Source organism: Burkholderia sp. E168m22, assembly GCF_001319805.1.
Taxonomy (GTDB): Bacteria; Pseudomonadota; Gammaproteobacteria; order Burkholderiales; family Burkholderiaceae; genus Burkholderia; species Burkholderia orbicola.
In genome coordinates, this window is sequence record NZ_BBSK01000101.1 from 69,331 (window position 1) to 87,883 (window position 18,553).

The 18,553-nt window shown below is 69.7% G+C and carries 20 protein-coding genes; 12 read left to right on the plus strand and 8 right to left on the minus strand.

Annotated elements, in window-relative coordinates; all coding sequences use genetic code 11:
• Positions 1-3 precede the first annotated feature (3 nt).
• The 3 genes from modA to AP428_RS22890 all read left to right on the plus strand — a co-directional run bounded on the left by modA (position 4) and on the right by AP428_RS22890 (position 2,252).
• Positions 4-798 (plus strand): molybdate ABC transporter substrate-binding protein, encoded by a 795-nt coding sequence (gene modA / locus AP428_RS22880; protein ID WP_012338494.1) that lies wholly within the window; start codon positions 4-6, stop codon positions 796-798.
• A 10-nt stretch (positions 799-808) separates the two neighbouring features.
• Entirely contained in the window at positions 809-1,486 is a 678-nt protein-coding gene (modB, locus tag AP428_RS22885; RefSeq protein WP_011548163.1) for a molybdate ABC transporter permease subunit, read from the plus strand.
• A 64-nt stretch (positions 1,487-1,550) separates the two neighbouring features.
• Positions 1,551-2,252, plus strand: coding sequence for a sulfate/molybdate ABC transporter ATP-binding protein (locus tag AP428_RS22890; RefSeq protein ID WP_011548164.1), 702 nt, complete (start codon positions 1,551-1,553; stop codon positions 2,250-2,252).
• Between the two features lie 160 nt (positions 2,253-2,412).
• Here the strand turns inward: AP428_RS22890 and AP428_RS22895 are convergent, their stop codons facing one another.
• The 3 genes from AP428_RS22895 to AP428_RS22905 form a co-directional block, all read right to left on the minus strand.
• Positions 2,413-3,249: a TOBE domain-containing protein gene (locus AP428_RS22895; RefSeq protein ID WP_012338495.1), complete on the minus strand. Its 837-nt coding sequence runs from the start codon at positions 3,247-3,249 to the stop codon at positions 2,413-2,415.
• A gap of 53 nt (positions 3,250-3,302) precedes the next feature.
• Positions 3,303-4,925 carry a CHAD domain-containing protein gene (locus AP428_RS22900; RefSeq protein ID WP_011548166.1) on the minus strand — a complete coding sequence of 541 codons (1,623 nt, stop codon included), beginning with the start codon at positions 4,923-4,925 and terminating at the stop codon, positions 3,303-3,305.
• A 139-nt stretch (positions 4,926-5,064) separates the two neighbouring features.
• Entirely contained in the window at positions 5,065-5,448 is a 384-nt protein-coding gene (locus AP428_RS22905; RefSeq protein WP_011548167.1) for a tautomerase family protein, read from the minus strand.
• A 113-nt stretch (positions 5,449-5,561) separates the two neighbouring features.
• Here AP428_RS22905 and AP428_RS22910 point away from each other — a divergent pair, with 113 nt between their 5' ends.
• The 5 genes from AP428_RS22910 to AP428_RS22930 all read left to right on the plus strand — a co-directional run bounded on the left by AP428_RS22910 (position 5,562) and on the right by AP428_RS22930 (position 10,257).
• Positions 5,562-6,419: a LysR family transcriptional regulator gene (locus AP428_RS22910; RefSeq protein WP_011548168.1), complete on the plus strand. Its 858-nt coding sequence runs from the start codon at positions 5,562-5,564 to the stop codon at positions 6,417-6,419.
• A gap of 40 nt (positions 6,420-6,459) precedes the next feature.
• Entirely contained in the window at positions 6,460-7,383 is a 924-nt protein-coding gene (locus AP428_RS22915) for a DMT family transporter (RefSeq protein WP_006479461.1), read from the plus strand.
• 67 nt (positions 7,384-7,450) lie between these two features.
• Complete coding sequence (locus AP428_RS22920) at positions 7,451-8,230, plus strand: sensor histidine kinase KdpD (protein ID WP_011694677.1); 780 nt, start codon at positions 7,451-7,453, stop codon at positions 8,228-8,230.
• Positions 8,231-8,306: 76 nt separating this feature from the next.
• Complete coding sequence (locus AP428_RS22925; RefSeq protein ID WP_011548171.1) at positions 8,307-9,650, plus strand: hemolysin family protein; 1,344 nt, start codon at positions 8,307-8,309, stop codon at positions 9,648-9,650.
• A gap of 22 nt (positions 9,651-9,672) precedes the next feature.
• A complete protein-coding gene (locus tag AP428_RS22930) occupies positions 9,673-10,257 on the plus strand; it encodes a thiamine phosphate synthase (protein WP_011548172.1) in 585 nt (194 codons plus the stop codon).
• Positions 10,258-10,329: 72 nt separating this feature from the next.
• On the opposite strand, the gene AP428_RS22935 is transcribed toward AP428_RS22930, so the two are convergent.
• Positions 10,330-11,982, minus strand: coding sequence for a DUF3459 domain-containing protein (locus tag AP428_RS22935; protein WP_011548173.1), 1,653 nt, complete (start codon positions 11,980-11,982; stop codon positions 10,330-10,332).
• Positions 11,983-12,297: 315 nt separating this feature from the next.
• Between AP428_RS22935 and AP428_RS22940 the strand changes: the two genes are divergently transcribed.
• On the plus strand, positions 12,298-13,005 hold the full coding sequence (locus AP428_RS22940; protein WP_011548174.1) for a class I SAM-dependent methyltransferase: 708 nt from the start codon (positions 12,298-12,300) through the stop codon (positions 13,003-13,005).
• Positions 13,006-13,102: 97 nt separating this feature from the next.
• Positions 13,103-13,771: a glutathione S-transferase gene (locus AP428_RS22945; protein ID WP_027808988.1), complete on the plus strand. Its 669-nt coding sequence runs from the start codon at positions 13,103-13,105 to the stop codon at positions 13,769-13,771.
• Between the two features lie 6 nt (positions 13,772-13,777).
• Here the strand turns inward: AP428_RS22945 and AP428_RS22950 are convergent, their stop codons facing one another.
• Positions 13,778-14,431: a DUF1345 domain-containing protein gene (locus AP428_RS22950; protein ID WP_011548176.1), complete on the minus strand. Its 654-nt coding sequence runs from the start codon at positions 14,429-14,431 to the stop codon at positions 13,778-13,780.
• Between the two features lie 133 nt (positions 14,432-14,564).
• Between AP428_RS22950 and AP428_RS22955 the strand changes: the two genes are divergently transcribed.
• The gene (locus AP428_RS22955) at positions 14,565-15,296 is read left to right on the plus strand and encodes a metallophosphoesterase (protein ID WP_011548177.1); all 732 of its coding nucleotides are present in this window, start codon (positions 14,565-14,567) and stop codon (positions 15,294-15,296) included.
• Between the two features lie 60 nt (positions 15,297-15,356).
• Here AP428_RS22955 and AP428_RS22960 read toward each other — a convergent pair whose 3' ends face one another.
• The gene (locus tag AP428_RS22960) at positions 15,357-16,058 is read right to left on the minus strand and encodes an RES family NAD+ phosphorylase (protein ID WP_011548178.1); all 702 of its coding nucleotides are present in this window, start codon (positions 16,056-16,058) and stop codon (positions 15,357-15,359) included.
• Entirely contained in the window at positions 16,055-16,474 is a 420-nt protein-coding gene (locus AP428_RS22965) for an MbcA/ParS/Xre antitoxin family protein (protein WP_011548179.1), read from the minus strand. Before AP428_RS22965 ends, AP428_RS22960 begins: the two co-directional genes overlap by 4 nt.
• A 234-nt stretch (positions 16,475-16,708) precedes the next feature.
• Between AP428_RS22965 and AP428_RS22970 the strand changes: the two genes are divergently transcribed.
• Positions 16,709-17,491: an ABC transporter substrate-binding protein gene (locus AP428_RS22970; protein WP_011548180.1), complete on the plus strand. Its 783-nt coding sequence runs from the start codon at positions 16,709-16,711 to the stop codon at positions 17,489-17,491.
• Positions 17,492-17,717: 226 nt separating this feature from the next.
• Here AP428_RS22970 and AP428_RS35695 read toward each other — a convergent pair whose 3' ends face one another.
• On the minus strand, positions 17,718-17,966 hold the full coding sequence (locus tag AP428_RS35695) for a hypothetical protein (protein ID WP_074803957.1): 249 nt from the start codon (positions 17,964-17,966) through the stop codon (positions 17,718-17,720).
• Positions 17,967-18,553: the final 587 nt, after the last annotated feature.

The window sequence follows — 18,553 nt, forward strand, 5'->3', positions numbered from 1 at the left end:
ACCATGCGCTCAACCGTCCGTCCGCTTCGCCGCACCCTGCTTCGCCTGCTGCCGATCGTCACGCTTGCCGCCGGGTTCACGTTCAGCGCGCCCGCTTCCGCCGCCGACGAACTGGTCGTGTCGGCCGCCGCCAGCCTGACGAACGCATTCAAGGCCGTCGGCGACGCGTACGAGAAGCAGCACCCGGACACCAAGGTGCTGTTCAACTTCGGCGCATCGGACGTGCTGATGCAGCAGATCGCCAAGGGCGCGCCGGCCGACGTGTTCGCGTCGGCCGACCAGAAGGCGATGGATCGCGCGGTGAACGAAAAGGTGATCGTGCCTGGCACGCGCCGCGATTTCGCCGCGAACTCGCTGGTGCTGATCGTGCCGGCGGACAGCCGCGCGGCCGCGCCGACGTCGCTGAACGACCTGACCGCGCCCGGCGTGAAGCGCATCGCGTACGGCGACCCGGCCTCGGTGCCGGTCGGCCGCTACACCGAGGGTGCGCTGCGCGCGGCCGGCGTGTGGGACGCCGTCAGCGCGAAGGGCGTGCTGGCCGCCAACGTGCGCCAGAGCCTCGACTACGTCGCGCGCGGCGAGGTCGACGCGGGCTTCGTGTTCGGCACCGACGCCGCGATCATGCCGGGCCGCGTGAAGGTCGCGCTGACGGTGCCGACGCAGACGGTCATCACCTACCCGATCGCCGTGGTCAAGGACAGCCGCCACGCCGCGCAGGCGCAGTCGTTCATCGATTTCGTCGCGTCGCCGCAGGGCCAGGCCGTGCTGTCGACGTTCGGCTTCAAGCCCGCCAAGTGAGCTTATCGCGATGCAAGACGCCTGGGTCCCGCTGCTGCTGTCGCTGAAGGTTGCCGGCTGGGCGACCGCGCTCGACATCGTGCTCGGCGTCGCGGCCGCGTTCGTGCTCGCACGCTGGCGCTCGCCGCTGCGCGACGTGGTCGATTCCGTGCTGACGCTGCCGCTCGTACTGCCGCCGACGGTGCTCGGTTATTACCTGCTCGTGCTGCTCGGCCGGCGCGGCGTGTTCGGCGCGTGGCTCGACAAGTTCGGTATCGAGCTGGTGTTCACGTGGCAAGGCGCGGTGATCGCGTCGATGGTCGTCGCGTTTCCGCTGATCCTGAAATCGGCGCGGGCGGCGTTCGAAGGCGTCGATCCGCATCTCGAGCGCGCCGCGCGCACGCTCGGGCTCGGCGAAGCCGCGGTGTTCTTCCGCGTGACGCTGCCGCTCGCCACGCGCGGGATTCTCGCCGGCGCGCTGCTCGCGTTCGCGCGCGCGCTCGGCGAATTCGGCGCGACGCTGATGATCGCCGGCAACCTGCCCGGCCGCACGCAGACGCTGTCGGTCGCGATCTACGCGGCCGTGCAGGCCGGCGACGACAACACGGCCAACTTCCTCGTGCTGGTGACGTCGATCACCTGCGTGCTGGTGCTGCTCGCGACCGGCTGGCTCGTGCCGTCGCGCGCCCGACGGAACCAACTGACATGAAGCGCCTGTCCTGTCCGCATCGCCGGAGTCGTCCGGCGGCCAGCCCGCTTCGGCGGAGGCCCGCATGAGCCTCGTCGTCGACATCCGCAAGACCTACGCGAGCGCCGAGCGCCGCTTCACGCTCGACATGTCGTTCACGGCGACGACGCAGCGCGTCGTGCTGTTCGGGCCGTCGGGCGCGGGCAAGAGCATGACGCTGCAGGCGATCGCGGGGCTGCTGACGCCCGACGCAGGCACGATCACGCTGAACGGCGAGCCGCTGTTCGACGCCGCGCGCCGGATCGACGTGCCGACCCGCGAACGCCGTGTCGCGTACCTGTTCCAGGACTACGCGCTGTTCCCGCATCTGAACGTGCGGCAGAACATCGCGTTCGGGCTCACGTCCGGGCTGCGCAACCCGCGCGCGAAGACGGTGCCACCGGAGGTCGCGTACTGGCTGCGCGCATTCGACCTCGAATCGCTCGCGGGGCAATATCCGTCGCAACTGTCGGGCGGGCAGAAGCAGCGCGTGGCACTCGCTCGTGCGCTGGTCGCGCAGCCGCGCATCCTGCTGCTCGACGAACCCTTCGCGGCGCTCGACGGCGCGATGCGCCAGCGCATGCGCCATGAGCTCGCCGAACTGCAGGCGCGGCTCGACATCCCGATGGTGCTGATCTCGCACGACCCAGACGACGTCGCCGCGTTCGGCGACCAGGTCGTGCAGTTGAGCGAAGGACGCGTGCAGGCGAGCCCGCCGCACGCCGAGTGGCCGACGCGCGTCACCTGAGCGCGCGACGCCGTGGTCGGGAGCGTGGCGCTGGCCGCCACATTGGAACCTGAGAGACGCCGCGGCGCGGCGCATGCTGCAAGCGGAAACGAAGCCGGTGCGATGCATACGCGTGCGGCACCCGGCTTCGCCCCGCCCTGCACGTCGGCTGCCGGCCAGGTCAGCCCGTCACCGCCAGAATCACGCTCGACGCCTTGAACAGCGCGATCGCACGCCGACCGGCGGCGAGCTGCAACGCATCGACGCTGTCGTTGGTCACGACGGCCGTCAGCGTCCCGCCGCCGTCGAGCGCCAGCGTCACCTCGCTGTTCACCGCGCCCGCCGCGACGGCTTCGACGCTGCCGTGCAGCCGGTTGCGCGCGGACACCTTCAGGTCGGGCCCGCCATCGTCGACGGCGAGCACGACCCACGACGCCTTCACCAGCGCACACGCGTGCGCGCCTTCCCGCAGCCCGAGCGCCTCGGCGCTTTCGTGCGTCAGCACGGCGACGACGGCTTGCCCGCCCGGCAGCGCGAGCGTCACCTCGTCGTTGACCGTGCCGCGCACGAGCGACGCGACCTTGCCGAACAACTGGTTGCGCGCGCTCGTCTTCATCCCGATCCGGCCGATCAGCGCCCAGTCGACGTCGAAGCCAGCAACGGCCGCACTCGCGGCCTCGATGAAGCGGCGATGCTCGCGCTCGATCGTGCGGAATGCGGCGATCAACGACGTCGCGCGCGGCGTCAGCGTCGTGCCGCCACCGCCCTTGCCGCCCGTCGAACGCGCGACGAGCGGTTCGCCGGCGAGATTGTTCATCGTGTCGACCGCGTCCCACGCGGCCTTGTAGCTGAGGCCGACGGCCTTCGCCGCGCGCGTGATCGAACCGGTGTCGCCGATCGCCGCGAGCAGCGCGATGCGCGTCGCGCCGCCGAGGGTCTGTTCGCCGGCGCGCAGCCACAGCTCGCCGCCCAGTTCGAGCGGTCCGGCGGACGAGGAAGAAGGCGGGACGTCGGTCATCATCGGCATGCGTGGGGGAAACGGGCGGCCATTATAGGGGCGGCGCGCGGCGCTCAGCCCGGCTTGCCGTCGAGCTTCGGCGGCCGCAGGCTGGCCAGCAGCGTCTCGGCGTCGCGCGCCGCCCGCTGTTCGAGCGCGGCGCCGTAACCGCGCACGAAACCGAGCTGATACGGCGGCGCCGCCAGTTGCTCGAGATGACGCAGCGCGACCATCGCGTCGTTCGCTTCGCCGAGCACGCTCTGCACGCGCGCCAGCGTCTTGACCGTCTCGGTGCGCGTGCGGCGCGACGCCAGCGACGCGAAGAATTCGAGTGCGTAGCGCAGCCGCTTCGCATCGATCCGCACCTGGTGGCGTGCCGCCGTGTCGAGCGACGTGAGCGACGGCGATCCGTAGAGATGCCCGAACAGCCGCCGTACGCGCTTGGTCGCGTGACGCCGCAGCGACGGCGCGTCGTCGCCATCGGCCGCCGGCAACGCGAGCGCACTCAGCCATTCGAGCCAGCCGAGCGTCAGCCGCGCGTAGCGGGCCGAATGCAGCGCCTGCCGCAGCTCGACGCGCGCGGCCATCGACTGCGCGCGGGCGGCGTCGAGCGTGCCGTCCCAGTCGCTGCTGCCGCCGTCGGCCGCGATCAGTGCGGGCAGGCTCTCGGTCGCGAACACGTCCCAATCGCGCACCGTGCCGAGCAGCTTGGCGAGCCAGCGCAGGTCGACGCCGAGCGTGTCCCTCCATTGACGGTCGGTGAAGCGCGGGAAGAAGCGCATCAGCGTGCGCAGGCGGCGCAGCGCGACGCGCATCTGGTGCACGAATTCCGGGTCGTCGCGATCGAGCACGCCGCACTCGTTGCCGAGCCATTGCGCGGTGATGTCGCCGGACAGCGCGAACAGCGCGGCGCGCTGCGTGCGGATGCCGGTCAGGTCGACGGGCTGCGCCTTGACCAGCGTGGCGGCCACCGGTCCGCCGGCACAGGCGCGGTCGATCACGCTCGTCAGTTGCACGAAGGCCGGCCACGCGCCGCTCAGTTCGCGCGCCGCGGCAAACAGCGCGTGCAGCGCCGCCGTGCGCGCGGCCACGGTCTCCCAGTCGGGCGCGGCCAGACGCAGCTCGACGTGGCGGCGCGGCGGCTCGCCGCCGCCATGCAGCGTGATGTCGTCGAGCGTCATCTCGACCACGACGCCGCTGTCGTCGGCCCAGCGCCCGCGCCGCCGTTCGCTGACGAGGCGCAGCGCCGACGCCTGGGCCCGCGCTTCGTCGGTGTCCGGCGCAACGCCGTCGGTTTCGGCGGCCGGTGGTGCGTCGGTATCGGCCGCGCCAGCCGTCGCGGGCACCGGCAGCGGCGTCGCGACGACGATGCCTGCGTGTTCCGCGTCGAACAGTTCGCGCTGCGTGACGCCGGGGGCGAACGTCCGGGTGCGCGATGCGACGACCCGCGTGCCATGCGCGTTCGATTCGACCCAGGTCCACCAGCTCGCGCCGGGGCTCCGCTCGGCCTCCTCGATCTGGCACGGCTCGACCGTCACGCGCTCGTGGCCGCGCCGCATCCGGACCTGCGGGCAGATCCGCCACGCGCGCACGAGCTCGGCGCCGAAGTCGCGTTGCGCGCCACGGGCACGGCTTGCGCCCTTGACCGGCCATCCTTCCAGCGACAACGACAACACGATTTCCAGCACACGCGACATGGAGGCTCCTGCACATGAAGGATCGCCGGCGCATCGACCGCGCCGGCGTCGCTCGTGAAGCAGCTTCCATAGTACACGCCGCCCAAACGCGCTGGCGTCGATCCGGCCCCGCCGCCCTGTGGCAGGTCAAGCCGGCACGTCAGACGGCGTATTGCGCGATGCCGTTGCCGAACGACCAGTTCTCCTTCAGCACTTCGACGAGACCGATGAATACGTCTTCCTGCCGCACGCCGGGCTGCTGCGCGAGGTTATCGGCGATCGCCCGGTACAGCGAGCGCTTCTGCTCGAGCGTGCGGGTGTTGTTCGCGGTGATCTGGATGATCACGAGATCGTCACTGCGTTCGATATCGAGGTAATGGCGACCGAACACGAAATTCTCGGCCGTATGCTCGGTCACGACCATGAAGATGTCGTCCTCGGGAACGTTGAACGTCTGGATCAGCGCGCGTTGCACGCCGTCGACGAGGGCCCTGCGGTAGGCGGCCGGCTTACCTTCGCGTAAGGCGATACGGGTGAATGGCATGGTCATGCTCCTGTCGGTGAGTGACGGTGAAGAACGAAAACACAGCGTCAGGTTAGGCGCGTCCACCTATAATGAACAGTCATTGATGAATATTTCATTTATTTTCATTTGAAATGAAAGTACTCGATCTCGATGCCGTGCGCGCGTTCGTGCTGGTCGCCGACCTCGCCAGTTTCACGCGTGCCGCCGATGCGCTCGGCACCACGCAATCGGCCGTCAGCCTGAAGCTGAAGCGACTGGAGGCCCATCTCGGCAAGCCGCTGCTGGCGCGCACGCCGCGCGTCGTCAAGCTGGCCGCCGACGGCGAGAATTTCCTGCCGGCCGCCCGTGCGCTGCTCGACGCGCACGAGCGTGCGCTCGGCGCGATCTCGACCGGCACGGTGCGCCTGTCGCTCGGCGTCAGCGAGCACGTCGCGGTGCCCGACCTGCCGGCCGTGCTGACGAGCCTGCACCGGCAGGACCCGGGGCTGTCGCTGGAAATGCATCTCGGGGCGTCGACGAGCCTGCTCCCGCAATACGACGAACGGCGGTTCGACGCGGTGATCGCGCGGCACGAGCCTGGCGAGGACCCGCCGCGCGACGACGCCACGCCGCTGTTCACCGAGCCGCTGGCGTGGCTCGCCGCGCCCGACTGGGCGCCGCGCGCGGGCGAGCCGCTGCCGCTCGCGGTGCTGGCCGGCCCCTGCGGCGTGCGAGCCGCCGCGCTGCGCGCGCTCGATCGCGCGGGGTTGCCGTGGCGCGAGCGCTTCACGGGCGGCGGAGTCGCGGCGGTCACGGCGGCCGCCGCGGCCGGATTGGCCGTCTGCCCGCTCGCGCGGCGCGTCGCCCCGCGCACGCTGGTCGACGTCGGCGCGAAATTCGGGTTGCCGCCGCTGCCGCAATCGCAGGTCGTGCTGTATTCGCGCGTCCGCGACGCCCGCGCCGCCGCCGCGCTGCGCAGGTTTGCCGACAGCCTTGCAATCTCGGCGTAAACTGGCGGGCCCGCCGCCCGCAATCTCCAGACGAATGCCGATGAAGCCCGACGCCCGCAAGCACCTCCGCGCCAACCTGCTGATGCTCGGCGCCGCCGCGATCTGGGGCTCCGCCTTCGTCGCGCAACGCCTGAGCCTCGACGTGATCGGGCCATTCCTGTTCACCGGGCTGCGCTTCCTGCTCGGCGCGCTCGTGCTGGTGCCACTGCTGATGGTGAATGCGGCGTCGCGCGCGCAGCTCGCGGCGATCCGGCGCGAACCGGCGCTGCTGCTGCCGGGCCTCGCGCTCGGCGGGCTGCTCGCCGTATCGATCTCGCTGCAGCAGGTCGGCCTGCAATACACGCGGATCGCGAACGCCGGCTTCATCAGCTCGCTGTACGTCGTGATCGTGCCGCTGATGGGCGCGCTCGCGCGCCACCGGATCGGCGCGGGCACGTGGTTCGGCGCCTTGCTGGCCGCGATCGGCCTGTATTTCCTCAGCATCGACGAGCATTTCTCGGTGCTCTACGGCGACTGGTTCCAGCTCGCGGGCGCCGTCATCATCGCCGCGCACGTGATGGCGGTCGGCCATCTCGCGAAGCGCCACGATCCGCTCGTGCTCGCGTTCCTGCAGTTCGCCGTGTGCGGCGTCGCGTGTCTCGCGGTCGGCCTGGCGGTCGAACCGGTCAGCGCCGCGATGCTGCGCGGCGCGCTGCCGACGCTGCTGTACGGCGGGCTGCTGTCGGTCGGGGTCGGCTATACGCTGCAGGTCGTCGCGCAACGCGACGCGGCGCCCGCGCACGCGGCCGTGATCTTCAGCATGGAAGGCGTGTTCGCGGCGATCGCCGGCTGGGCCGCGCTCGGCGAAACGCTGACGCTGCGCGCGCTGGTCGGCTGCGCGCTGATGCTGGCCGGCCTGCTCGCGTGCCAGTTGCTGCCGAACGGCGACGCGCGGAAAAAGGACGAGGACGCGCTGCCGGCGTGACACCCACCGTCCCTATAATGGCGATTCGCGTGACTTCCACGCCAACCGCTTCCGACAGGCCAGCTCCGTGACGTCCACTTCCGTCGATCCCGCCGCCGACCTGCTGCGCGAACGCGCAGCGCACTACGCCGCCCAGGCGGCGCTGTTCCTGCGCGACCAGGCCCTCTCCACCGCGTCGCACGACCTGCGCAGCCCGCTGAATGCGATGCACAGCTGGGCCTACGTGCTCGAGCGCCAGCTCGCCAATGCCGATCCCAATCTCCAGCGCGCGCTTGCGGGCATCCGCACGGGCATCGACCAGCAGGTCGCGCTGATCGATGGCGTGCTCGACGCGCCGCGCGCGGAAACGCGCACGCTCGTGCTCGCGCCGCAGCCGTTCGCGCTGCGCGCGCTGCTCGACGAAACAATCGCGCTCGTCCGGTTCGCGCTCGCCGACGCACGCCAGGTCGCGCTCGACACGACGCTGCCGGACGGCGAGCCGTCGCTCACCGTCGATCGCGAACGCGTCGCACAGGCGCTGTGGACCCTGCTGACGACGGCCGTCGAAGCCAGCGCCGCGGGCAGCCGGGTCGCGTTCGCCTGCACGCGCGACGGCGCGCAGTTCACCGCGCGCGCCACCTGCACCGTGAATGCCGGCGTGCTGGTGGACCCCACGCAGCCGCATGCGTTCGAATCGTTCGCGCGGCGCGAGATGCTGCACGAGCGCGATGCGAAACGCAGCGCATGGACGCTCGCGCTATGCCAGCGCGTGGCCCTCGCGCACGGCGGCACGTTCGCGCACGACGTGTTCGCCGACGGCGCGGCCGCCACCCTCACCTTCTCGATTCCCTGCGAGGCGCCGGTGTAAGCAAGCGGTCGCCCGACGCATTACAAATTCCTTTCTGGCTCTATACTGGTGGGCCTGTCATAACCGGAGCGATTCTTTGTTACAGATCTTCGCGCTCATCGGCGCGTTGTTCCTGGTGGCCCTGAACGGGTTCTTCGTTGCGGCCGAATTCGGCCTCGTCAAACTCCGCGCGACGCGCGTCAAGACCCTCGCCCGCAAGCACGGCCTGCGCGGGCGCATCCTCGGCATCGTGCACGGCCGGCTCGACGCGTATCTTTCCGCGTGCCAGCTCGGCATCACGCTCGCATCGCTCGGCCTCGGCTGGGTCGGCGAACCGGCGTTCGCGCAACTGCTCGGCCCGCTGCTCGACCTGATCGGCGTCCACTCCGAGCGCGTCGTGCACCTGATCTCGCTCGTGTTCGCGTTCTCGCTGATCTCGTTCCTGCACATCGTCGTCGGCGAACTGGCGCCGAAGTCGATGGCGATCCGTCAGCCGGAGAAGGTCGGCCTGTGGGTCGCGCTGCCGCTCTACGCGTTCTACTGGGCGATGTATCCGGCGATCTGGGTGCTCAACACCAGCGCCAACGCAGTGCTGCGGCTCGCAGGGCTGTCGGCCGACCACGGCGGCGATGCGCACTATTCAACCGACGAGCTGAAGCTGATCCTGCGCAGCCGCCGCAGCGCGGCCGGCAATGCGGCCCAGCCAGCGCGCGGCACGTACACCAACGACGAGTGGAACACGCTCGCGCATTCGCTCGATTTTTCGTCGATGACCGTGTCGGACCTGATGCGGCCGGCCCATGAAATGATCGGCCTGCGGCGCGACCTGCCGCTGCCCGACAACATGGAGATCGTCGCGCGGCACCGCTTCAGCCGCTATCCGCTGTTCGAGGATGCGTCGCGCGAACAGGTGAGCGGGCTGATCCACCTGAAGGACCTGCTGCTCGCGCGTCACGCGGGCGCCGCGCTCGAGGATCTCTCCGACTACGTGCGCCCGGTCCAGTACGTGAAGCCCGATACGCCGGCGCTGGAGCTGTTCCGCCGCTTCCGCAAGGGCGCCCCGCACTTCGCGCTGGTCGGCAACAAGGGCGAGAAGCCGATCGGCTTCCTGACGCTCGACAACCTGCTCGGCGCGCTGGTCGGCCAGATCCACGACGAATTCCGCCAAGGCGACGCCGACTGGAGCCGCCTCGACGACGGCACGCTGATGGGCAAGGGCAGCCTGCCCGTCGTGTCGCTCGAGCAGGCGCTCGGCATCGACATCGACGAAGGCCGCGCGGAATCGGTCGGCGGCCTCGTGATCCAGGCGTTGAGCGACCTGCCGACCGAAGGGCAGCGCGTGTCGTTCGACCGCTTCGACGTCGTCGTGAAGAAGATGAACGGGCCGCGCATCGTGCTCGTGCGCGTCTATCCGAAGATCGTGAAAGAGGCCGACGAATGACGGCCCGGCGCCGCATCGCACGATGAACGCGCCGCTGCCGCGCTGCTGCGTGATCACGCCGGAACCGGCGTCCGCGTCGGCAGCTGATCGGGCGGCGTTCCTCGACCGCCTGTCGGCCGTGCTCGCACGCGGCGAAACGCTCGTGCAACTACGCGTGAAATCGCTCGACGCGGCCGCGTTCGCGTCGCTGGCCGCCGCGGCGCTCGCGCGCTGCGCCGCGGCCGGCGCGCACCTGATGCTGAACGGCCCGATCGATGCAGCCGGCGTGATGCGGCTCGACGGCGCCGGCTGGCATCTCGACGGCACCGCATTGCGCGCCGCCGCGCAACGGCCGCTGCCGGCTGCTCGATGGGTGTCCGCCGCGTGCCACACGCAAGACGACCTGCTGCTGGCCGCGCGCGCCGGCGCGGATTTCGTCACGCTGTCGCCGGTGCTGCCGACGCTCAGCCACCCCGGCGCGCCGGCGCTCGGCTGGGCGCGATTCGACGCGCTGGCCGCACAGGCCGCGATGCCCGTGTTCGCGCTCGGCGGCATGACGCGCGCGCATCTCGACGACGCGCGCCGCCACGGCGCGTACGGCATCGCGGGCATACGCGGGTTCTGGTAATTCGGTGCTTTCCGGCAGGCGGCCGGCTGCGTACGACCGCGGCCGGCCGCACTGCTTCACGCGTTCACCGGCTCATGCGTTCAGGTTCGGACGCATGCCGCGCCACGAACCGTCGTCGAGGCGACGCACGTCGTGCGTCAGCGCGTAGCGATTGACGTCGCCGGTCAGCCACGCGACGAGCGAATACGGCGGCAATTCCCCTTCATCGACCCGGTCGCGAGCGCGCGCCGGCGTCTCGAACACCACCCGCCCGCCCGGTGCATCGAACGGCACCGCATCCGGCGACAGGTTCAACGCGATCGTCAACGTCTCGTCGTCGGCGAGCCGCCATGACGCGCACAGCGCGTCGGCATCGCCGTCGCCGTCCGCCTTCAGCGCATGGGCTGCCTGCGGCCGGCAATCGGACAGCCGCGGCGCGATCAGCTTCGCGCGCACCGCGAGCGCCGACTGCACGAAATGCGCGCGATCGATGTCGCGCGCAGTCTCGTCGAAGATCAGCGGGATCTGCGGCGTGAGCAGCGACAGCGCGAGCGCGGCCAGACCGGCCGCCTGCCCGGGATCGCCGGGGCCGCCGTCGCGCCATGCGCCATCGGACAGCACGAGCGACGTCAGCGACAGTCCACCGTCGGCGCCCATCCCGTCAGACGACGCGGCCGGCTGGTACGCCGCGCCGGCCGCGGTCAGCGCGCGGGCGAGCGTGTGGATCGACTGGTGCGCGGAAATGCCTTCATGCGCCGACGGGTCACGCCCCGTGAGCCGGTGCAGCGCACGTTCGCCGCAGCCGTTCCACTGCGCGTCGAAATGGGTATCGGCCAGATGCGCCGGATGCCGCTCGCTGCCGAGCACGAGGTGGATCAGCCGGTCGGCCGGCACGGCGGCGCGCACGCGATCCGCGATCTCGCGCAGCCACGACACGCCGATCCGGTCGGCTTCGCGCAGGCGCAGCCCGTCGCAACGGTATTCATCGATCCAGTACAGCGCGTTGTCGCAGAAGAAATCGCAGACTTCCGGATGATCGAGCGCGAGCGGCGCGGCCTGCAGCGGATCGTCGCGCGTATGGAAGAACGGCCCCGCATAGTGGCGCAGCGCGTCGGTGCCGCTGCCGAAGCGCGCGTAGTCGAGCTCCAGCAGCACCGCGAGACCGTAGCCGTGCGCGGCGTCGATCAGCGCCTTCAGCTCGTCGGGGCCGCCTTCGGCCGCGAGCGGCGCGAACGGCAGGCTGTCGTGCGGCGACGCGAGCAGCTCCAGCGCGGTCACACCGAGGCGCGCGAGCTGCGGCAGGCGGCGGCGCACGGCGTCGAAGCCGCCCACCGCGTGCGGGCGGATCGCGTAGAGCGCGACGTCCTCCCATGCGCGCCCGTGCCAGAACGTATTGCGCCACGTGAACGCGCGCGGATCGACGACCTCGCTCGGCCCGTTGAGCCCCTCGGGTTGCGAACGCGACGCGGGATCGGGAATCGACACGGTATCGTCGAGACGATAGCGGTAACGTGCGCCCGCGCCGCAGTCGACGAACACTTCGAACCAGTTCGGGCCGGCGCTCGTCATCGGCACCAGCATCGGGCCGTAGCCGGTATTCAGTTCGAGCTGGACGTGGGTGCTGCCGGGCGCCCACACGCGGAAATGCGTGCGCGGCGTCGTGCTGAGCGCGCCGCAGGGCTGCGCGCCAAACGGCAAACAATGGATGTAGTGCTGCGCGTACGGATCATGCGGACAATCGGACATCATGCGCTCCTCGTGCGTACCGAGCGGCATGGCCGCGCCACTGGCGCAGCGCATCGGGGCCCGGCATGCGACGGCCAGGCGGGGGGAGAGAAACGAGTATGCGCCGGATTCGCCACCGCGATGCGGTGTGGTCAGACATTTTTAAATGCGAATCGACCCCGGGAAACCGCCGCCGGAAACGAAGCGGCATGCGCCCGCGAGTCGGGTAGTCGGCATACCGGAATGATTGCCCGTCTTGTTGCGCCGGCCGCGCGCACATACGCTGCGCGTCATGCTCGCGGACACGTCGTCCGCTCCCGTCAAAAGGAACCCGCCATGTCGCTTCCCGCCAGCGCCGCGAAATTCGATCCGTCACGCGCGCACGAATACGCCGAACAATCGCGCATCGCGCTCGCCGGCTACGATGCCTGTCACGAACTCGCCGCCTGCATGCTCGCGTCGGCGATCGGTGCGACCGATGCCCGGATTCTCGTGGCCGGCGCGGGCGGCACGGGGCAGGAAATCTGCGTAGCAGCCGCGCTCGAACCGGGCTGGCAATTCACGGCCGTCGACCCGTCCGCGCCGATGCTCGCGCTCGCGCGCTCGAATGTCGAAGCCGCGGGTTTCGGCGCGCGTACCGCGTTCGTCGAGGATGGCGTCGACGCGTTGCCCGATGCGCCCGCGTTCGACGGCGCGACGCTGATCGGCGTGCTGCATCACGTGCCGGGCGACGACGCGAAAGCCGCGCTGCTGCATGCGATCGCGCGGCGACTGAAGCCCGGCGCGCCGCTCGTGCTCGCCGGCAACCATCGCCGCTACGCGGACCACCCGCGCCTGCTCGACGCCTGGCAGCAGCGCTGGCGCATGAAGGGCGCCACGTCCGACGCCGTGCGCGCGCAACTCGCGAAGATCCTGCAGGGCGCCGATCCGCCCGCGTCCGAGGAAGCCGTGTTCGCGCTGCTGCGCGACGCGGGCTTCGATGCGCCGCTGCGTTTTTTCGCGAGCCTGTTCTGGGGCGCGTGGATCGCGGTGCGGCGCGCTTGACGATTCGAAGCGGCCCGCCACGGCGCGCACCACACGATTCGCGAATGCGCCGCGCGCGCTCGGTATGATGGCGTTCCCGCCCCCTTCCGGCCTCGACATGCTCACCGTCCATCACCTGAACAACTCGCGTTCGCAGCGCGTGCTCTGGCTGCTCGAAGAACTGGATGTGCCGTACGAGATCGTGCGCTACGAACGCGATCCGAAAACGATGCTCGCGCCGGCCGAATTGCGCGCGATCCATCCGCTCGGCAAGTCGCCTGTCGTGACCGACGACGGCCGCACCTTCGCCGAATCGGGCGCGATCATCGAATACCTGGTCGAACGCTACGGCAACGGGCGCCTCGCGCCGCCGCCCGGCTCGCCCGAGCGGCACGACTACACGTACTGGCTGCACTACGCGGAAGGGTCGGCGATGCCGCCGCTGCTGCTCAAGCTCGTCGCGCTGCGGATCGCGCATGCGCCGATGCCGTTCTTCGCGCGGCCGATCGCACGCAAGATCGCCGCGACGCTGCAGTCGGGTTTCGTCGATCCGCAGATCGACCTGCATCTCGGCCACGTCGACGGTGCGCTGGCGCGCAGCGGCTGGTTCGTCGGCGACGGCTTCAGCGCGGCCGACATCCAGATGAGCTTTCCGCTCGAAGCCGCGACCGCGCGCGGCGGTGGCAGCCGGTATCCGGCGATCGCGCGCTTTCTCGACACGATCCATGCGCGGCCCGCGTACCAGCGCGCGCTGGAGCGCGGCGGCCGGTACGACCTGCTCAAGTAACCGGCGTCAGCTCAGCAGCCCCGCCGCGACGTTGATCGACAAGCCGAGCACGGCCATGTTGAAGTAGAACGACAGGATCGACTGCGCGAGCACCGAGCGCCGCGCGGAGCGGTTCGCGAGCGACACGTCGGCCGTCTGCGACGCGACCGCGAGCGTGAACGCGAAATACAGGAAATCCCAGTAATCGGGCTCCGGGTTCCGGTCGGGGAAACGGAGCGCGCGATCGTTGCTCGGCGAGCCGTAATAGAGCCGCGCATAGTGCAGCGTGAAGATCGTCGGGATCAGGAACCACGCGCCGAACAGCGTCGCGCCCGTGATCGCGTAGTGGCTGAGCCCCGCGCTGAAGCCGACGCTCTTGGCGGTCGCGAGTTCGATCGCGATCGCCGCCACGCTCGCGACGGTCGCGAGGCACACGACGGTCAGCACGGTCGTCGCGTTTTCGTCCTCGCGGACCGCGACTTCGCGCACCTTGTGATGATGCGCGGTCACCATGCGCACCCACATCAGCACGAGGTACAGCCAGACCGCGCAATCCCAGCCGATCAGCGCCCGCGCGGTCGGGCGCAGCGGAAACGGCAGCAGCACCGCGCACAGCACGCCGGCGACGAACGCCGCGACCATGCGCGGCCGGTTGCGTAATACCTGCGGATAAAGCGTCATCGTGTGATTCCGAAAGCGGATGGAAAGGGTTCGGCCGGTGCGCGGGAAAGCCGCCGCGCCGGCGGGTAACGCGCCCCGATTATCGCCATTCCGTCGTGACGTGGCGATGGGCACGAGCGCCTAAGATAAGGGGATGACCGCCACCGCCCTGCTCTGCCGCCATCCCGCGAACCCGGCCGGCCGCGACTTCGTCGTCGGCGACCTGCACGGCTGCGTGGACGTGCTGCGCGCGCTGCTGCACGACGTCCGCTTCGATCCGGCCCGCGACCGGCTGTTCTCGGTCGGCGATCTCGTGGACCGCGGCCCGGCCTCCGAAACCGCGCTGGACCTGCTCGACCGGCCGTGGTGCCACGTCGTGCGAGGCAATCACGAGGAAGTGCTGAGCCTCGTCGCACGCGGCAAGCTGCCGCCCGACGCGTGGCGCGGGATCGGCGGCGACTGGGGCGCCGACCTGCCGCCGGAACGGCTGCACGCGCATGCGGCACGCGTTGACGCGCTGCCGCTCGTGCGCGTGATCGGCGACGGCCCGGCGCGCTTCAACGTGCTGCATGCGGAATTCTTCGGCTCGGATGCGGAGCTCGATACCGGCAGCTATCCGCACGACGTGCGCGAGCGGCTGATCTGGGGCCGCGATCTGATCCAGGGGCTCGCCGATCCGGCGCGGCAGGCCGGACTGTCGCTGACCTGCACGGGGCACACGCCGGTGCGTGAACCGCAACGGATCGGCGCGCAATGGTTCATCGACACGGGTGCGTTCGCGCCGGCCGGGCGCCTCACGCTCGCCGAGCCGCGCACCGGCCGCACGTGGTCGATGACGCAGGCCGAGGCGCGCGAACGCCACGCGGGCGACTGGCCGCTGCCGTGACGGGCCGGTCGGTGTCCGCTCCGCGCAATGCAACGCCCGCCGCGCCCGGCCAAGCAAACGCTAGCCGACCTGATTCAGTTCGAACACCGCATCGACGGCCGAGCCGTTCCAGTTGTATTCGAGATAGGCCGCATGCTGGCAGTCGCGCAGCAGCGTCGTGCGGAATGCGGCGAGACATTCGCCGCGCGGGTCGCGCACCGACGGATAGACGATCCCCGCGCCGCCCGCCTGGCGCACCGCGCGGCCGAATGCCTGCCCCGCGCTGTAGTCGACCGGGTCCAGCAACGCGGGATCGCGCTGCGGCCACGTGCGCACGTCGGCAACGTCGCCGTGCGCGAGCACGGTATAGAGCCGCATCTGCTGGCGCATCGGCGGCTCCTTGGTCGCGGCGAGGAACAGCCCGCTGTGATAGCGCGTTTCCGCGATCGCCGTATCGCGCGAGCGCGTGCAGTAGAACACGCCGTAGCTGCCGTCCGAAAAGCGGCTACCCAGCGGATTCAGGTGCGTGAACGCGGCCATGATCGGCCCCCAGCCCTGCCCGTAGCGGCGCTCGGCGGGCGGCACGAGCTCGAGCGTGCCGACTTCGTTGCGGATGCGGTCGTTGGTCAGCGATTCGAGCGCGTAGAGCGCGTCGAAATCGTCCGCCGACGCGACGCGGTCGAACAGGTTGATGGCCGGAAAACGGGTGGGAATCACGCGATAGGCGGGCGCCCAGTCGACGGTGGTCGTGGGCCACCGGGTGACTTCGATCGGTGTCGTCACGCCCAGCCACCCCGCATCGCATCGAGATATTGCCGCACGGCCACCAGGTCGCCGACGTTGCCGGCCAGCATCCGGTCGAGCGCGCGCTTGCCGCCGAACGGCGCCGCATCGTTGGGCCGCTTGACCCAAGCATCGGCCGCAGCGGGCTGCGGCAGCAGGATCTGCAAGCCCTTGTAGATACCGAGCAAGAGCGACAGCCGCTCGAGCGTATCGCGCGGCAGGCGCGCCGATTCCGGCGCGGCCTTCCACTTGAAGAACGTCGAGCGGCCGGGCGACCCGAGCAGCACGATCTGCTCGTCGATCGTCAGTTCCCAGTCGCGCGCGATGTTGAAAAACGCACGCAGGCCGGCCGCCGACATCTGCGCGACCGAAGCGTGCGGCAAGGCGGAATGCGATTCATAGGCGGGCTGTGACATGACGGTTAGTCTCGAAACGAATTTACTAACAAGATTAGTCCATTCTCGTATTTTTGCAAGGGTCGCACCCAACGATCGTCAAGCCCGTCCGACAAATCGATATTTTTTGTCCATTCTGGACTCTTATTTTATTTTCTGCCTTAATGGCCGGGCGGACACCGCGTCACGGCGCGGGTCGTGTCCGTGGAGACCATGTCGCACGGAAACCGGATGCACCATGCCAAGGAACGCACCATGAAGAGACTGATTGCCGCTGTTTCGATCGCCCTGCTCGCGGTATCCGCAGGCCCCGCCGTCGCGAAGGACTGGACCACGATCCGCTTCGGCACCGACGCCAGCTACGCGCCGTTCGAATCGAAGGCGCCGGACGGCAAGCTCGTCGGCTTCGACATCGACCTCGGCAACGAGATCTGCGCGCGCCTGAAGGCCAAATGCGTGTGGCTCGAGAACGATTTCGACGGGATGATTCCGGCGCTGAAGGCGAAGAAGTTCGACGCGGTGCTGTCGTCGATGTCGATCACGCCGCAGCGCGCGCAGCAGATCGGCTTCACGACGAAGATCTACAACCAGCCGACGCGGCTCGTCGTGAAGAAGGGCTCGTCGCTGCTGCCGACCGCCGCATCGCTGAAGGGCAAATCGATCGGCGTCGAGCAGGGCACGACGCAGGAAACGTATGCGAAGGCGTACTGGGGCAAGCAAGGCGCGAACGTCGTGTCGTACCAGAACCAGGACGGCGTGTATGCCGACCTGATCGCCGGCCGCCTCGACGCGGCCCTCCAGGATGAAGTGCAGGCCGCGATCGGGTTCCTGAAATCGCCGCGCGGCGCGAACTACACGTTCGTCGGGCCCGAGCTCGTCGACGAAAAGGTGCTCGGCATCGGCGCCGGCATCGGTTTGCGCCAGGAGGACACCGACCTGAAGGCGAAGATCGACCGCGCGATCCACGACATGGTCAAGGACGGCACCTACAAGCGGCTCGCATCGAAGTACTTCGACTTCGACATCTACGGCGGTTGAAAAACGGCGTCGCGCGCGTACGGATGACTGCTTCCGTCGCGCGCGTCCGACCGCCCCTCCCCTTCAACCGGATGGCAACGGCGGCGCGTGGTTCGCCGTTTCATCGAATGCCTGTTTCTTGCGTCGTCCGCAGCGCGCGGCACGACGCTTCGCGTCATCGTTCGGATTGCATATCGATCCTTCGCGGCAACGACATGCGACGCGAACGGACGTCGTGCGGATCGATTCAATAGGCGAAAACCGGGCGGCGCGGCACGGGCGCCCGTGCGCACATGCCCATGCGGATCGGGTTCGCGTGCAGGAAAGTGCCGACCCGGCGCGGATGACCGGCAACCAGCCGGATCCGCCTCGCACCGGGCGCGGAGAGATGGCCTGTCGAGGCATGCCGGTCCGCTGCAAGCGCGATGCTCGAACGGCGATGTCCCGAATCACTGCGATCGCGGCCTGCGGACCGCGGCGTGTGATGATCGATCATTTTTCTACCCCGTTTGCTGTCTGATGTTGGTTCCGGCAACCGGACGATGCCGATGCTCCGGCGATCAGCCGACGACGTTCCGTGCTCGCCGTGACGCGGCTGCTGCACCGCGCCCGACCGCCGCATCCCCGCGGACCGCGTCCTGGCCGGTACGGAAAGCTTTCGCTGCCTGACCGGAGGACCTCGCGTCGTCGACTCTCGCACGTCTCTCTTTGCAAGGACCGGGCCAGCGCGACGCGAGCCCGGCCGGACAAGGCGGCGGCCGGGCCGGCTGGCGGCCGGAACGGGCGTGGCATGCAGGAAGTTACGAAACTGAAACGTCGGCGCAACGGCGGGCGCCGGCCCTGCGACGGCGGGGCCTTGCGGAATAAGGCTGAACAATGGAGCGCGGAATTTTTACCGGCGGCGGGATGGCCGAACGACCCGTTTCGTCGCGGCAATCCGCCCGGCGATCCACACGAAATGTTTCATGCGCTTTACATGCCGGCGCTGGCGGCAACGCGCACCGCACGTCGCTGCCGGACGCTGGACGCGGCCGCCGATCGCATGGCTATACTGCGACACCGCTTCACGCGATCTCACGCGAC

Excerpts from the sequence above, each read along its gene's own strand:
- modA (WP_012338494.1), top strand. The coding sequence starts at position 4 with ATGCGCTCAACCGTCCGTCCGCTTCGCCGCACCCTGCTTCGCCTGCTG.
- modB (WP_011548163.1), top strand. The coding sequence starts at position 809 with ATGCAAGACGCCTGGGTCCCGCTGCTGCTGTCGCTGAAGGTTGCCGGC.
- AP428_RS22890 (WP_011548164.1), top strand. The coding sequence starts at position 1,551 with ATGAGCCTCGTCGTCGACATCCGCAAGACCTACGCGAGCGCCGAGCGC.
- AP428_RS22895 (WP_012338495.1), bottom strand. The coding sequence starts at position 3,249 with ATGACCGACGTCCCGCCTTCTTCCTCGTCCGCCGGACCGCTCGAACTG.
- AP428_RS22900 (WP_011548166.1), bottom strand. The coding sequence starts at position 4,925 with ATGTCGCGTGTGCTGGAAATCGTGTTGTCGTTGTCGCTGGAAGGATGG.
- AP428_RS22905 (WP_011548167.1), bottom strand. The coding sequence starts at position 5,448 with ATGCCATTCACCCGTATCGCCTTACGCGAAGGTAAGCCGGCCGCCTAC.
- AP428_RS22910 (WP_011548168.1), top strand. The coding sequence starts at position 5,562 with ATGAAAGTACTCGATCTCGATGCCGTGCGCGCGTTCGTGCTGGTCGCC.
- AP428_RS22915 (WP_006479461.1), top strand. The coding sequence starts at position 6,460 with ATGAAGCCCGACGCCCGCAAGCACCTCCGCGCCAACCTGCTGATGCTC.
- AP428_RS22930 (WP_011548172.1), top strand. The coding sequence starts at position 9,673 with ATGAACGCGCCGCTGCCGCGCTGCTGCGTGATCACGCCGGAACCGGCG.
- AP428_RS22935 (WP_011548173.1), bottom strand. The coding sequence starts at position 11,982 with ATGTCCGATTGTCCGCATGATCCGTACGCGCAGCACTACATCCATTGT.
- AP428_RS22940 (WP_011548174.1), top strand. The coding sequence starts at position 12,298 with ATGTCGCTTCCCGCCAGCGCCGCGAAATTCGATCCGTCACGCGCGCAC.
- AP428_RS22945 (WP_027808988.1), top strand. The coding sequence starts at position 13,103 with ATGCTCACCGTCCATCACCTGAACAACTCGCGTTCGCAGCGCGTGCTC.
- AP428_RS22950 (WP_011548176.1), bottom strand. The coding sequence starts at position 14,431 with ATGACGCTTTATCCGCAGGTATTACGCAACCGGCCGCGCATGGTCGCG.
- AP428_RS22955 (WP_011548177.1), top strand. The coding sequence starts at position 14,565 with ATGACCGCCACCGCCCTGCTCTGCCGCCATCCCGCGAACCCGGCCGGC.
- AP428_RS22965 (WP_011548179.1), bottom strand. The coding sequence starts at position 16,474 with ATGTCACAGCCCGCCTATGAATCGCATTCCGCCTTGCCGCACGCTTCG.
- AP428_RS22970 (WP_011548180.1), top strand. The coding sequence starts at position 16,709 with ATGAAGAGACTGATTGCCGCTGTTTCGATCGCCCTGCTCGCGGTATCC.
- AP428_RS35695 (WP_074803957.1), bottom strand. The coding sequence starts at position 17,966 with ATGATCGATCATCACACGCCGCGGTCCGCAGGCCGCGATCGCAGTGAT.